General features: G+C 45.2%; 16 protein-coding genes and 1 pseudogene. 5 read left to right on the top strand and 12 right to left on the bottom strand.

Going from position 1 to position 12,786, the window contains the following annotated elements:
* Positions 1 to 105 precede the first annotated feature (105 nt).
* On the bottom strand, positions 106 to 441 hold the full coding sequence (locus KIO97_RS25500) for a hypothetical protein (protein WP_285384298.1): 336 nt from the start codon (positions 439 to 441) through the stop codon (positions 106 to 108).
* 288 nt (positions 442 to 729) lie between these two features.
* On the opposite strand from KIO97_RS25500, the gene KIO97_RS25505 reads away from it, so the two are divergent.
* From KIO97_RS25505 to KIO97_RS25515, 3 genes are all read left to right on the top strand, one after another.
* Positions 730 to 1,383 carry a recombinase family protein gene (locus KIO97_RS25505; RefSeq protein WP_285384299.1) on the top strand — a complete coding sequence of 218 codons (654 nt, stop codon included), beginning with the start codon at positions 730 to 732 and terminating at the stop codon, positions 1,381 to 1,383.
* Positions 1,384 to 1,405: 22 nt separating this feature from the next.
* Positions 1,406 to 1,822, top strand: coding sequence for a Tn3 family transposase (locus KIO97_RS25510; protein WP_285384300.1), 417 nt, complete (start codon positions 1,406 to 1,408; stop codon positions 1,820 to 1,822).
* Between the two features lie 224 nt (positions 1,823 to 2,046).
* Positions 2,047 to 2,874 (top strand): hypothetical protein, encoded by an 828-nt coding sequence (locus KIO97_RS25515; protein WP_285384301.1) that lies wholly within the window; start codon positions 2,047 to 2,049, stop codon positions 2,872 to 2,874.
* Positions 2,875 to 2,926: 52 nt separating this feature from the next.
* Here KIO97_RS25515 and KIO97_RS25520 read toward each other — a convergent pair whose 3' ends face one another.
* On the bottom strand, positions 2,927 to 3,598 hold the full coding sequence (locus KIO97_RS25520; protein WP_285384313.1) for a Tn3 family transposase: 672 nt from the start codon (positions 3,596 to 3,598) through the stop codon (positions 2,927 to 2,929).
* 26 nt (positions 3,599 to 3,624) lie between these two features.
* On the opposite strand from KIO97_RS25520, the gene KIO97_RS25525 reads away from it, so the two are divergent.
* Positions 3,625 to 4,751, top strand: a protein-coding gene (locus tag KIO97_RS25525) for an IS3 family transposase (protein WP_285384302.1) whose coding sequence is annotated in 2 segments (ribosomal slippage) — positions 3,625 to 3,877 and positions 3,877 to 4,751 — 1,128 coding nt in all. Because the reading frame shifts where the segments join, the coding sequence is not laid out codon by codon here.
* Between the two features lie 58 nt (positions 4,752 to 4,809).
* Here KIO97_RS25525 and KIO97_RS25530 read toward each other — a convergent pair.
* Positions 4,810 to 5,373: pseudogene (locus KIO97_RS25530) on the bottom strand (DUF4158 domain-containing protein); the annotation flags it as partial.
* Between the two features lie 136 nt (positions 5,374 to 5,509).
* Here KIO97_RS25530 and KIO97_RS25535 point away from each other — a divergent pair.
* The gene (locus tag KIO97_RS25535) at positions 5,510 to 6,124 is read left to right on the top strand and encodes a recombinase family protein (protein WP_285384303.1); all 615 of its coding nucleotides are present in this window, start codon (positions 5,510 to 5,512) and stop codon (positions 6,122 to 6,124) included.
* Here KIO97_RS25535 and KIO97_RS25540 read toward each other — a convergent pair.
* The 9 genes from KIO97_RS25540 to KIO97_RS25580 all read right to left on the bottom strand — a co-directional run bounded on the left by KIO97_RS25540 (position 6,111) and on the right by KIO97_RS25580 (position 12,466).
* Positions 6,111 to 6,587, bottom strand: coding sequence for a DNA sulfur modification protein DndB (locus KIO97_RS25540; protein WP_285384304.1), 477 nt, complete (start codon positions 6,585 to 6,587; stop codon positions 6,111 to 6,113). The genes KIO97_RS25535 and KIO97_RS25540 overlap by 14 nt on opposite strands.
* A 517-nt stretch (positions 6,588 to 7,104) precedes the next feature.
* On the bottom strand, positions 7,105 to 7,635 hold the full coding sequence (locus tag KIO97_RS25545) for a hypothetical protein (RefSeq protein ID WP_285384305.1): 531 nt from the start codon (positions 7,633 to 7,635) through the stop codon (positions 7,105 to 7,107).
* The gene (locus KIO97_RS25550; RefSeq protein ID WP_285384306.1) at positions 7,635 to 8,183 is read right to left on the bottom strand and encodes a hypothetical protein; all 549 of its coding nucleotides are present in this window, start codon (positions 8,181 to 8,183) and stop codon (positions 7,635 to 7,637) included. Before KIO97_RS25550 ends, KIO97_RS25545 begins: the two co-directional genes overlap by 1 nt.
* Before the next feature lie 87 nt (positions 8,184 to 8,270).
* Positions 8,271 to 8,471, bottom strand: coding sequence for a hypothetical protein (locus tag KIO97_RS25555; protein ID WP_285384307.1), 201 nt, complete (start codon positions 8,469 to 8,471; stop codon positions 8,271 to 8,273).
* Between the two features lie 143 nt (positions 8,472 to 8,614).
* Positions 8,615 to 8,929, bottom strand: a complete 315-nt coding sequence (locus KIO97_RS25560; RefSeq protein ID WP_285384308.1) for a hypothetical protein — start codon at positions 8,927 to 8,929, stop codon at positions 8,615 to 8,617.
* Complete coding sequence (locus KIO97_RS25565; RefSeq protein ID WP_285384309.1) at positions 8,929 to 9,243, bottom strand: hypothetical protein; 315 nt, start codon at positions 9,241 to 9,243, stop codon at positions 8,929 to 8,931. Before KIO97_RS25565 ends, KIO97_RS25560 begins: the two co-directional genes overlap by 1 nt.
* A 201-nt stretch (positions 9,244 to 9,444) precedes the next feature.
* On the bottom strand, positions 9,445 to 9,945 hold the full coding sequence (locus KIO97_RS25570; protein WP_285384310.1) for a hypothetical protein: 501 nt from the start codon (positions 9,943 to 9,945) through the stop codon (positions 9,445 to 9,447).
* Between the two features lie 314 nt (positions 9,946 to 10,259).
* Entirely contained in the window at positions 10,260 to 12,239 is a 1,980-nt protein-coding gene (locus KIO97_RS25575) for a reverse transcriptase domain-containing protein (RefSeq protein WP_285384311.1), read from the bottom strand.
* On the bottom strand, positions 12,236 to 12,466 hold the full coding sequence (locus tag KIO97_RS25580) for a hypothetical protein (RefSeq protein ID WP_285384312.1): 231 nt from the start codon (positions 12,464 to 12,466) through the stop codon (positions 12,236 to 12,238). The genes KIO97_RS25575 and KIO97_RS25580 overlap by 4 nt, the downstream gene beginning before the upstream one ends.
* Between the last annotated feature and the right edge of the window lie 320 nt (positions 12,467 to 12,786).

A 12,786-nucleotide genomic window follows, 5' to 3' on the forward strand; every position in this document is an offset into this window, starting at 1 on the left:
CAAGAAGCATCACGAGCTGGTCAAAAAGCAAAAGAAGCTTATTGAACGTAAGCGTGAAACGTTTTTCACCGAGCTTAACCATCAACTGAATCAACCTTTGTCGCATCAAGATAAATCAGCGTGATGGTCAGTAGCCTCATCACGCTTGCTAACAACCCATCGAACGATAAAGGCCAAGCTGAGAACCGCCTGATTCATGGTCTCGATAAACAGCCACTCGCGTGGCGTTACCGGCGCATGCCCTGCCTTTAAAAGCGTGGCATTCACTTTTTCAACGTTAACCATTAAATCAATCTCCCCCAAAAAAAGAGCCGCCGCAAGCGGCAGCTCGAAGATCGTCAATGTGTCATTTAAGTCACGTAGTGATTGACTTAGTACAGTTTTCAGCCTGTCGACACAGAGTAACGTTATCTGAACGCGAAAATAAGCACCCGTGTGCATATGTGTGTTTTATTCTGTGGATACAGAAAACCACGGGTTTACCCGTGGATGAATGCCTTTGGAGACGGTACGATGGCTAAATGCAATATTACACCTCGTCCCATAGTGGCTATTTTTTCCCATCCCCCGAAATGGTAAAAAGTTTAATGTGCGGCTGCTAGACGTACAAATATTATCGAATTTACCTATACAGAAAACCCTTCCAATTTTTGTATTCACAAAGCCTTTATTTTAGTGACCTTAGTCTCTTCACTACAGCTATACATTAAACACTTGACTGATGTATAGATGGCACATACAGTTAATATATATATTTTGTATGTTTTGTTGTTAACTATGACTAGAACAGTTGCTATTTATCTGCGGGTATCTACCGGCGAACAATCAACAGAAACCCAGTTGCTGGAGTTAATGAGCGTCGTTAAACAGGCCAACTGGCAAATATATCGAGTGTATGAAGATGCCGGTGTATCTGGTAGCAAAGGCAGGGATAAACGACCTGATTTTGACCAAATGCAAAAAGATGTAGTCCGGCGTAAATTTAATCTGGTACTAGCCTGGTCCGTTGATCGCTTAGGTCGTAGCTTGCAAGATCTTATTTCCTTCCTGAATGAATTGCATGGTGTTGGGTGCGACCTTTACCTCCATCAACAAGGCTTGGATACGACCACACCCGCTGGCAAAGCCATGTTTCAAATGTTGGGGGTGTTCGCTGAGTTTGAACGCTCCATGATCCAAGAGCGTGTTAAAGCAGGCTTGGCACGAGCCAGAACAAAAGGGAAAACACTTGGTCGTGCCAAAGTAGCCGAAGATGTTGAAGCAAAAATCCGGGAACTTAGAACCAGTACCAATCCGCCAATGGGAATGATTAAAATAGCTAAAACGCTGGGAGTGGGTACAGGTACGGTACAGAGAGTTGTTAAGGCCATGTCAGAACAATAAAAATCAAAGGAAAACACATCAGATGGAAACAAACCAGAATCGACTCACTAATGACAAATCCCTTAGGCAACATGTAACCAGGGCGCTCAATCGCGGTGAGGCCTATCATCGTCTTAAAAAGGCTATAGCTCATGCAAATGGTGGAAAGCTAAGAGTTAAAACGGAAATAGAGCAACATTTAATCCATGAGTGTACCCGCCTTATATCCAATGCCATTATCTATTTTAATGCGGAAATGTTATCGAATCGGCTTATGCGTGGCATTTATGTGGGCAAACACTTTGACATCAGCAATATAGGAAAAATTTCACCAGTGGCCTGGCAGCATATCAATTTTTATGGACACTATGAGTTTAATGAAATAGCTGCGACATTTGATATAGATGAACTGATCAGTTCGATAGATTTGGCTGATTATTTTACTGAGGTAGAGGATTAGCCTAGAGCACCTAGAAATATGGCGGCCCTTAAATTTTTTACCATTTCGGGGGATGGGCAAAAATAGCCACTATGGTAAGCCTGGTCGAAAAACTGGGCTTTGTTAATAACCATTTTTTGTCGTGTTGGCAACTAAAAAAGCGTTGCACACGTCACACTTTTGGCTGAAAATCGGCATCACTTAGCCACTTCCGAGGTGGCTTTTCTTTCAGAGATAATAAAAATATGAAAAAGCTTTTAGTAGCAGCGGCGGTATCTTCAATTCTTATGGGTTGTGGTGGTTCAGACGGTGGTGCGGTAGATGAAAAGCCGCTTATTCCACTTGAGCCAAGCGAGCCAGTAGACCCACCTTTGACAGACCTAGAACCATCAACACCAATCCCATCAGAAGAAAATCCGAATGTTGGCGAAGGTGGCGAGCAACCAGATATGGGCGTTAAGGATACGGTTCAACTAATCTCTGAGCTGACTAACTACTCTATGGATCAGCTTCAAATGATCTGCGAGTACGAAGATGCAAAGTGTGAGTGGAATGATGGCAATCCCAGTATCGAATTTCCGTCACGTACCGGACACAACCACGCATTCACTTACTACCCAGTCACAAATGACGTCTACGCGATTAGCAACTTTTCGTATCTAGCTTCGAATGAGTTCATGGATGCGGCGTTTGAACGCTTAACGTCAGCAGGGCAGTTTATGTGTAAGCCTAATCCATACGGCGGCGACAACATTTGTTCAGAAGCGGTAATCAATGGCAGCAAGCCATTAACGGCAATCAATCACCACGTGGAAGACGATGAGTTGGTTTCTCATATCACCTTTGCTCACATCAAGCCGGATGCAAATGTAGTCTCTCGTGTGATCAACGGTGATTACAATGAGCTTATTTTCTTCACTGGCGTGGCTTACAGTTATACCGATAAACGCGACGGTGTGAAATCAACTTACTATTACAAGTCGCCAGTGAATCTGCATTACGGATACGGCGAAGGGAACGGCGAAGGAGCAATGGTTGATTTCATTTACCATGTTGCTTCTCAAGCACAATAAAGAACAATAACTACTAACAAGGGGTTCTACGCCGGAACCCCAGATTTTTCCGTTATTCCAGTCTCAGACCAGCAATTAACTCATCCAAATTAATAATTTCATTACTGTTTTGAAAGGTATAGTGGCCGTTCAGTAAAATGTGTTGCCAGGCCACCGGTGATACCCGAGTTAGAGCATCAATGCCTTTAGTATTTCCTTCCGCTTCTAGTCGTTCTAGTAATCGTGACAGGATCGCTGAGTTGTAATAGATGATTGCGTTGGAAATTAACCGACCACATTGGTTGCTGATTTCCGTTTCTATGTCATTTTTTCCTGCTAATTCCTTCTTTCCACCTACTTTGGCTATTGCAGCACGTAACTGGTGGTAGGATTCAACCCTGTTCTGGGAGCGCCGTATACTACGTTCTAACTGCGGATCACGCAGGTACTTCAATGTGTAAATACTACGCACCAGTCGGTCATATTCGAACAGAGCTCGTCTTGTTGGGTTGGTTGTTGAATATGTGCACAATTTGCGGACTAACGTTCCTTGCGTCATTTCTTTCAATCCCAGCGTGGCCACAATGCGATTAAGATTGTTTTTTTCACGACTGATAAGCTCAAGATTAATCCGCCCTGCTGGTTGAATTAGACAATTTTTATAGGCTGATGGATCTCTGCCGCAGTATAGAGAAGTGGCCCCCCAATTTTCGGACATAACTTTAAGTGATTGATCTGTTTGTATAGTACCTAAAAATACTGGAACAGATTATGACTAGAAAACGTAGAAACCACTCTCCCGAATTTAAAGCTAAGGTGGCCCTTGATGCTGCTAGAGGTGATAAAACTGTCGCTGAGTTAGCTCAGAAATACAACCTTCACGCTAACCAAATCTCTACATGGAAAAAAGAACTGCTCGAAAATGCAGCCATGATTTTTGCCTCTGAAAGCCAGTCAGGCAAGGACAGCTCTGAAGAAGTGGACAAACTGCACGCCAAGATTGGGCAATTGACCATGGAAAATGATTTTTTGGCCAAAGTGCTCGGTCGTTAGACCGAGCCCAGCGAAAGAGCTCGCTGGTTAAATCAACCCAATTGCCAATAAAGCGCCAGTGTGAGCTTCTCAGTATTGCTCGTTCTACTGCTTACTATCAACCCATAGGACTCTCTGCTGAAGAGATTGAACTACGCCGCATGATTGACGAAATTCACCTTCAGTATCCGTTCATGGGGAGCCGACGCATTCGAAATGAGTTGGCTAAAAAAGGCCATAACGTTAATCGTAAACGTGTCGTTCGGCTCATGCGAGACATGGGTATTGGGGCTATTTACCCCAAGCCTCGAACAACTCTGGCGAACAAAGCACACAAGGTTTATCCCTACCTTTTGCGTGATATCGAAGTCACTTACCCGAACCAAGCTTGGGCGATTGACATAACGTATATCCCGATGGCTAAGGGATTCCTGTATTTAGTCGCCATTATCGACTGGTATAGCCGAAAGGTGCTGTCTTGGCGGCTATCCAACACGATGGACACGAGCTTTTGTATTGAAGCCCTTGAAGACGCGCTTAAACATTATGGGCCGCCAGATATCTTCAACTCAGATCAAGGCAGTCAGTTTACCAGCACCGAATTCACACAGAAGCTAATCGACCATGGAGTCAGGATAAGTATGGATGGGAAAGGACGCTGGATCGACAATGTTTTCATCGAGCGATTATGGAGAAGCCTGAAATATGAGGAGGTTTACTTAAAAAAAGCTTACACCACGCCCCGAGAAGCAGAGCTTGAAATCGGCCACTACATGGTGTTTTATAATGAGGAGCGTAACCATCAGGGACTCAATGACCTCACCCCTGATGGAGCCTACTTTGGTAGGCTGAGATACGCTGCATGAGCTGGATCAACCACTTAAGAAGTTAGCTTATGTGTCCAACCATTGGGGTCCACTTCTGTCCCAACCTCTGTCTTTCATCAGAAAGCATCTTGCTGACCAGCTCTTGGAGTGTGGTATAGCCGGGGCGAATAATTTTGTTCTCGTTGAGCCAGATAATCAGTTCAGTGGCAACAAGCCCAGGAGCGATATCGCGGTGGACAATATGGACAGCTTGCTGCTCAACCAGCGAAGATAATGCTGATGACCACGGACGATAATTATACAGTTTGCAGATTTTTTCTCGTTGAATATAACGTTCATATTTAGAGGGCGATTGTTCCGGAAGTGACTCACCAGGGAAATAGCGACTCAGGATAAAGTTGCAGTCGTCCCGAACATCATTCCACTCGAAACGAAAAAACAGACTTTTCGCTTTAAAATAAGCAATCTGAAGAATACAACAAAGTTGTGCATGAAGTCCTTTCCGGCTATCGACTAACGCTAACTCAGATTCATTTAAAGCCAGAAACTCCAGCCTCTGCACATCATCGAAATCAGGAATACCATACAGCGCTTCCTGCTCGGCCTCTGAAAGAATACTTAAGAGTTTATTTTTTTCTGGCCATTCTAGAACCTTATAAATTATAGGTGTCACATTATCCTAAAATACAACCTTTACTTGTCATAGTTTAAATGACGGGTAATGTGACTACTATTGACAGTATCATGTTCCAAAATCACAATGTCACATAATCGAATGTATATGTGACAGGTGTGAAATGCTAATTGGTTATATGCGAGTATCAAAAGCCGATGGTTCTCAAATGAATGATTTACAGCGTGACGCCTTAATTGCTGCAGGTGTTGATATCACCCATCTTTATGAGGACCGAGCATCTGGCAAGCGAGATGACCGTCCTGGACTCATTTCCTGTTTAAAAGCTCTCCGACCAGGCGATACTCTGATTGTATGGAAACTAGATCGACTTGGTCGTGACCTTCGTCATCTCATAAATACGGTGCACGATCTGACTGGGCGTGGGATAGGTTTGAAGGTATTGACTGGTCACGGTGCGACCATTGATACCACAACAGCAGCCGGTAAGCTTATTTTTGGTATCTTTGCAGCATTGGTAGAGTTTGAACGTGAATTGATTGCCGAGCGAACAATTGCTGGATTAGCTTCAGCAAGAGCGCGCGGGAGAAAAGGCGGGCGACCTTACAAAATGACCCCAGTAAAATTGCGAATGGCAATGGCATCTATGGGCCGACCAGAAACAAAAGTTAGTACCCTATGTAAAGAGTTAGGTATAACGCGGCAAACGTTATACCGTCATGTTTCCCCTGACGGTCAGCTACGAGCGGACGGGATAAAGTTACTCAATCAAGAGTAATCTCACAATCGGAAAAATCTGGGGTTCCGGCGTAGAACCCCATTTCGTTAGCCATTTCAGGGCAACGCTCAAGAATGATTTCAATCGCTAGAAGTCGGTGTTGTCCATCTGTGACAAAACAGCGACAGTCAATTGGAAAATGAAGAATACCGATATTTTCGTAACTTACTGCCACTGGTTCGAACACTGGTGCTTCGACTCCAACAGGCACGTGAATAGCCAAAGTAAGCGAAGGGAACATGTAAGGCTTACCCGCCTTGTAGCAAGCTATCGCCCACTCTGCCGCAGACTCAGCACGTCTACGGTTCGTTTCACGTTGAGCACGTTCAGTCGCCGACGTTCCTCGGTCATCAAACTTAGTGATTGGTCGGATTGTTCGATACGTTGTTGTTATTAGAGAGAATTGAACGTTGCCAACATTGCCGCGAGTTACAGCGATTTGAAATGATGGTGATGAGGTCATGGTTTGGTTCCTTAAAAGAATGAAAGTAATTAGGGATAAGTTACCGCATCACTAATGACTCTCAGGTAATAAAAAGGCACCCGTTTGGATGCCTTATTGTTTCACTCGCCAATCTAAGGCGTTGTGCTTTGTTGCTTGTCTAAGTGCGTAGTCGTTTGCCTCATACACATCTTTGAAGTTACGCACTTCGCTGTGCGTCCCTATTGGAAACACCAATTCAATGGTGAACGGGATTTTTACAACTCGATCAACCTTTTTGAACTCTCACGGCTCCGTTTTTGGTATCTCGAACTTGAGTTTTGGAGATCTGATTCTGATTTTAGAAATGGAGTCCCAATGCTTGTAAATAAGCAGCCCACCAAACACAAGGATGTGAAGAATGACGACGATAAAAAACAGCACAATCAGGACCGTTATCGTGTCGAAATATGGATTGTAAAAACGAAATGCTCTCATGGTCCTCTCAAAAGAAAAGCCACCCGCTTGGATGGCTTGTTCGATAGTTCAGGTTACTTGGTTACTGGTAATACTTGTTCATTTGCTGCATGTTGTATTGAAACATTTGATTATTGAAGTTTTGCCAGTACATATTCTGTTGCTGCAATTGGTTACTAACGTTTTGACGCGCTTGTTGTAATTGCTGTTGTTGGTACATCGCGTTTTGTTGGTTGATGCGCGTTTGCTCTTTGTGAGCGGCCACGTTCCCGATCACCTCGTAAGCTGCGACTTCCCAAGCGTGACAAAAACCCTCCGGGATAACTCCCTTTTCTTCTGCCTTCGCTTTCTCTAGGTCAGCGCTTACCTTCTGCCGAGCCGTTACCCATCGAGCGGGTTCACTCGCCCACGTTCCTTTCACATAACTGATAGCGCCGTTAGTCTCAGCGATCAAAACTGGCTCAGCCTTGCAGTGATGAAGCGCAACATCAAGAAGCGTGTAATGCTCTAACCACTTTTGCGGGATTGGCTCCGGTGCTTGGTATGTGCGCTGTGTTGATTGGCAACCCGCCAGAGTCGCAACGGTCAACGCGATAAGTGATAGTTTTTTCATTATGCGTCCACCTTCTCACCGAAACAGACAAGCTTCTCACTTGATGTCAGATTGCGAGATCTGATTTCTTCGATTGCAGCATCACTCACTTCTGAATCTTCGCCAGACAATTGGCAAAGCTTTCGTGTAGGCATTGCACCCAGCGAGTCATCGATTTTGTTTTCCATCTTCACTGTTACGTGGCGCGGATAATCAAAAGCCGCACCGCTGATTAAATCCATTGGTACACTAACGATCCCAAAGTCGATGAAAATATTTCCGATAATCCATCCCGCTTGGTAGTCACTCTCAACCGCCGTTGAGCCCTCTTGTGTTTCGTTTTCACAGATGATCGTCATGTCACTTGAGCCACGTTCAACTTGTACACTGCCTAACGTGCCCTCTGTGTACCAAACGCCATCGTCTGAGTTTAGAGTGCATTCAATATCGCGACTCACTGCGTCTTTAACCTTAACGCTCATTGTGTCCTCAGTACCTTGTACGATGGTCGCGCAACCTGAAAGAGAAGACGCTGCGATGATTGCGATAGCTAGTGATAGTTTTTTCATGTTCATTTTCGTTTGTTACTCAAGTGTAATCCGGTAGTGATACCGGTTGTTAATAGCCGCCCCGACTTGGAGCGGCAAATTTAGTTATTATTGTGCGTAGCTGTTAACAGTGCTCGCGATGCAATCAGAGCTAGTTAGCATGTCGTGTATTTGGTCGTCGAAATCACTCTCGTTTAGGTCGTGGCCAAACTCGACGATAATCATATTCACGTGCTCATTAACACCGGATGGCTTAACATCTGTGATGTGCGCTTGTTGAATGTCCGTCTCTTCAATTGCTTTAGACATAAGCGCTTCGAAGTTCTCTCGACCGGACCAAGACGCCGTAAAAATCACAATTTTTGTTTGTTACATTTTGTATCTCTTTTCTCAGGCAAGCATTATTGCTTTGACCGATGCGAGCTCATCCATAAGCTCACAACTCAAAACATTTACCAGTTTGACTTCTCTTTTGTGATCTTGCAGTTGAGCAACATCACCGGACTGTGACCAATAAAGCTTTGCCAATCCTTTTGACCGTCTACATTCAACAGTTTGTCACCCGTTGGTAGGTGATAATAAGTCGTCATTTCTTGCGCTTCGGTGTTCTCAACATCCCATCCAACTTTTACCCACTTGATTTCAACCTCTTTTCGGGCATTGCCCCAGTACGTGAAATTGTCGCATTCAAATTCGATATAAGATGGAAAGTTTGAAGCATTCGCCAACGGCGCGACCACCAATAGCGCTAGTAATAGTTTTTTCATTATTCGGATTCTTGGAGTAGTTCTAACAAGTGTTTAATCATTTGAGCCACGGCAATGTCAGCCGTATGCTTTAACTGGTTTGTTTTAAAGCTGCTTTCTGCGCATCGTTCAGAGTAATCAATGTGCTTATCAATAGCGCCAAGCAAGCCGTGATGTTCAACGTGCGAGCCGTTAAGCATCACCTTATACTCTTGAGCCAATGCCGTTGCTTTGATGGTAACTGCCGTTCCCTCGACGCCTCCCGCGTAGTTCCAACGGCTTCGAGTCATCACCACGTCATAACCATCAACGCTGTATTTGTGATTCAGTTTCATTTCTTGTCTATTGCCTTGTTGTAGCAACTGTGTGTCATTAAAACCCAGTCATTACAGCCAGTATTTAGTAAGCAGTATCTATCGGTAACAGATACGCTGCGATAACCACAGCGCTTTGATTTGCGCGCATGAATCAAGCCTTGCTTCATTGCTTCAAAAACCTGGCGCGCTTTGTTCGCCACCTTCGGAGGAAAGCGACCTTCAATAACTAAAATCACGTCGCATCAACTCCATAAGCTGCTTAGTGCGAGACGCAACCGCCAACGCATCCATATAACCGATTATGTTTTTCAGAGAGAAAATCGCATTGCTGTTTGTGTAAACAAATAACTCAAACTCACAAGACAACTTATCGTCAGGATCAACCGTGTATTGCAATCCAAACTCTCTATCAAAGCTTGCACCAGACAGCGAGCCGTAAAGCGTACCGCTGAGACAAGTCAAAGTTACACCGCCGTGACCGCCATTCATAAGCAAGTCATAAAATACCGCAGCGTCAGAAAAAACCGACATCGAGCAACAGCCGTGAATTGCTATGCATTCCTCATTCACGGTGATGGTTGGTGATACCTCGTACTTACTTATGATGTCACCCGCAATACACACTTCTGAGAAGTCGTTAAACTCTTCAAGCCCGATTTCTTCGATGCCTTTTAAAGTGTCTACAATTACGTTGAATACTGACTGTTTGATCTTGCTCATGCTGCCGCCTTTGCTTGTTGGTAGATGCTGCGTTTGTAAGTTCTCTAGTTGAGCAACCGTCTCTCGCAATGCGCTTAGTCGGTCCTCTACTACGGATAGTTTATTTAGTTCGCCGTGCGAAAAAAGCGGCGCATTATCCCCAATCTTTTTGTAATCGCAAAGCCTTATTGATGGCTGACAAGAGCCTATTAAGGGGATTTGTGCGAGTAGAACGGCCTAGTTACCTAGGCCGAACCCTCTCAGAACCGGACGTGCGGAACTACCGCATCCGGCTCCCGAATAAACAGGCGCCCCCACGCCATTTTCAGTGAACGTTAAAGCACAGATTTTGCCTTAAACCACTCTCTACGTGGAAATCGAATTATGTCCAAGATGGTAACAAACCTTGACCATGTCATTTGTTTCTTTCCACCTCTTCGGTTAAACCAACGCAGTAGAATGCGCTTACTTTGATATAGGAAACTATCCACTCGTCCCTTGTTATAAGATATGTAGTGATAGTTGACCCATCCTTTAATCACTCTTGTCACTTTATTTAGCGTCCCAGGAGTGTCGCTGGTCGTTAAATTCTTTCTCAAGAATTCTTTCATACCGTTCAGCTTCGCCCTGAAACGGTCACTTCTGCTTGTGAACCTCAGTGACCAGAAACCTCGTCGAGACTTCCCCCAATAGCATGTGAAGCCAAGGAATTGAAAGGTTGGTAAGCGTTGTTTTCTCTTTTGAGCTCTAGCGGCTTGGTTATGTCCTGCTGGAATAATCGACGATTTCCCTGTGTGCATTTCTAAACCAAACTTTGCCAGTCGTTTAGGCAGCACTTTGTAGAATCTCTCTGCATCACTCATGGTCTGAAAGGAGAAAACCATATCATCCGCATATCTTATCTGTTCCGCCCTTCCTTTTAAGTGGGTTTGGCTTATGGATAAAAACCATAAATCCACTACATAGTGCAGGTAGATATTCGCTAAGATTGGCGAGATGATGGAGCCTTGCGGGCATCCTAGTGTGTTAACGGACTCTACACCCGCTTGAATCGTCGGCATTGTTATCAGTATGTGGATAAGCCTGAGAAGTCGTTTGTCGGTTATCTTTAATTTAAGGAACCGCATCAACTCATCATGAGGTATTCGATTGAAGTACTTCTTTATATCAATCTCAACTATCGCTCCATTCCAATTCTTAAACGTTGCTCGGTTCAGGGCACGTATTGCATCATGGCACCCTTTCTCTGGACGAAAACCATAAGATGAATCTAGAAATAGTGGCTCATAGATCTTACTAAGTATGGTACTGACGGCAAGCTGTACAAGCTTGTCCTCGATACACGAGATGGCTAATGGCCTAGTACTTCCATCCTCTTTGGGGATTTCGCATATCCTAGCGGGCCTTGGCTTATAAGTACCACGGCGTATCTTTTGAAGTAGCTGTTGTAAGTTCTTCTCCAGATTAGCGCCGTATTGTTCGCGCTTGACCATATGACGCCAAGGCTGTTGATTGAGCAAGGCATAGAAGCGTTGCCATGTCAGCACGTTAGGCTCCTCCATGACAGCCATGGCTACGATGGAAGAAGACAGTAAGATTTGGGGCTCAGGTATTGCGGTCACGCTATTCATTTTCTCTCCCTCTTTTGATTTAATGCGCGCCATGGGGGGGGGCAAGATGCGGTCGCGTATGTCTAGGTTTGGGCTACGAGCGCTCATGGGATTGGCGGGAAGCACCTCGCCATCGAACAGCGGCGCGTAATTATTGGCAAAAAACCAACACCCAAAGTCATGGCGCCGTGGCCTCGATCCAAGTTCGACACTCAGCGTTTCTTCAAACCGAACTGGGTCTGGATGCGTCGCGTATTCCTCTTCGACAGCTTGCCAGTGCTTTTGCCAATGGATGAGCGCTTGCCCATGAGCCTGATAAGCGTGCCGGTATCGCGCCGTGGCAATACGTTTACGCACACCTAAATAACGACAGACTTTAAAAAAGCCACGCAAATGCGCCGTCGTGACGCTTTGCTCAAAGCGCATCACGCCTTTGTGTAACGTAAAGGTGCCTTGTATCCAGCAATCTTGTCGGGTTGGTTTGTTGGGCAACGTCCATAGCCCAACAAAGGTGTATTGACCTTTGGTGAGTTTCTTAACGTAGGCTTGGCCATAAGCGAAACGCTGCTTACCAAGCGATTGGCGAACGCCGCCCAGGGACAACGCCTCAAAGTTACGAAGCTTATTCACGGCGGTTTTGTAATGCAGCGGCCTACGGCACTGGCGCAGGAACTCAATGAGCGGCATCTCAATCGGCGCGTTCATCGCCCTCCTCCGTAGACCTTCATCACCGTGTGATGAGCGACTTGCAGTTTTTTCACGCCGTTGTAGATATTGCGCCTGGAGACGCCGGTGATAAACGATGCCAGCTCATAGGTGTGACCATGTTTGATGCGAAGGCGCACCGCTTCGCGTGTTAGCTCTGGAAACTCACGTTTAGAGTAAAGCGACAACAACGCCTCAAGCTGCGTTTCGGTCAGAAATTGTCTCATTCATTTCTCCCGTTTTTTTTTCAATTTTTGAGCTGGCTAGCCGACTCACTTTTTACTCTCTTTCATTTCCACCCTTGTTTTAATGCAGTGTGGTGCCGACAAGAACCCCCACCATCAGGCCAAACCCTATCCCCCAACACAGAATTCGTGTGTTGTTGGCATAAAACGCTTTGCGTGTCATTTGCATATCACCTCCTGCTCCAACCTCTGCGTGCTGGCTTCTTTTCCTGCGATAAATCCATCGGCCCATACGTCCGCGACCACGCCGCGATAAGGGTTACTGAAACAAGATTGCTGGCTAAGCGCCGCATCAAATCCTT

It is taken from the genome of Vibrio sp. B181a (genome assembly GCF_030248375.1).
In the GTDB taxonomy this organism is placed as follows: domain Bacteria; phylum Pseudomonadota; class Gammaproteobacteria; order Enterobacterales; family Vibrionaceae; genus Vibrio; species Vibrio campbellii.

Coding starts and splice junctions, on each gene's coding strand:
- KIO97_RS25500 (WP_285384298.1), bottom strand. CDS start 441: ATGCACACGGGTGCTTATTTTCGCGTTCAGATAACGTTACTCTGTGTC.
- KIO97_RS25505 (WP_285384299.1), top strand. CDS start 730: ATGGCACATACAGTTAATATATATATTTTGTATGTTTTGTTGTTAACT.
- KIO97_RS25510 (WP_285384300.1), top strand. CDS start 1,406: ATGGAAACAAACCAGAATCGACTCACTAATGACAAATCCCTTAGGCAA.
- KIO97_RS25515 (WP_285384301.1), top strand. CDS start 2,047: ATGAAAAAGCTTTTAGTAGCAGCGGCGGTATCTTCAATTCTTATGGGT.
- KIO97_RS25535 (WP_285384303.1), top strand. CDS start 5,510: ATGCTAATTGGTTATATGCGAGTATCAAAAGCCGATGGTTCTCAAATG.
- KIO97_RS25540 (WP_285384304.1), bottom strand. CDS start 6,587: ATGACCTCATCACCATCATTTCAAATCGCTGTAACTCGCGGCAATGTT.
- KIO97_RS25545 (WP_285384305.1), bottom strand. CDS start 7,635: ATGAAAAAACTATCACTTATCGCGTTGACCGTTGCGACTCTGGCGGGT.
- KIO97_RS25550 (WP_285384306.1), bottom strand. CDS start 8,183: ATGAAAAAACTATCACTAGCTATCGCAATCATCGCAGCGTCTTCTCTT.
- KIO97_RS25555 (WP_285384307.1), bottom strand. CDS start 8,471: ATGTCTAAAGCAATTGAAGAGACGGACATTCAACAAGCGCACATCACA.
- KIO97_RS25560 (WP_285384308.1), bottom strand. CDS start 8,929: ATGAAAAAACTATTACTAGCGCTATTGGTGGTCGCGCCGTTGGCGAAT.
- KIO97_RS25565 (WP_285384309.1), bottom strand. CDS start 9,243: ATGAAACTGAATCACAAATACAGCGTTGATGGTTATGACGTGGTGATG.
- KIO97_RS25570 (WP_285384310.1), bottom strand. CDS start 9,945: ATGAGCAAGATCAAACAGTCAGTATTCAACGTAATTGTAGACACTTTA.
- KIO97_RS25575 (WP_285384311.1), bottom strand. CDS start 12,239: ATGAACGCGCCGATTGAGATGCCGCTCATTGAGTTCCTGCGCCAGTGC.
- KIO97_RS25580 (WP_285384312.1), bottom strand. CDS start 12,466: ATGAGACAATTTCTGACCGAAACGCAGCTTGAGGCGTTGTTGTCGCTT.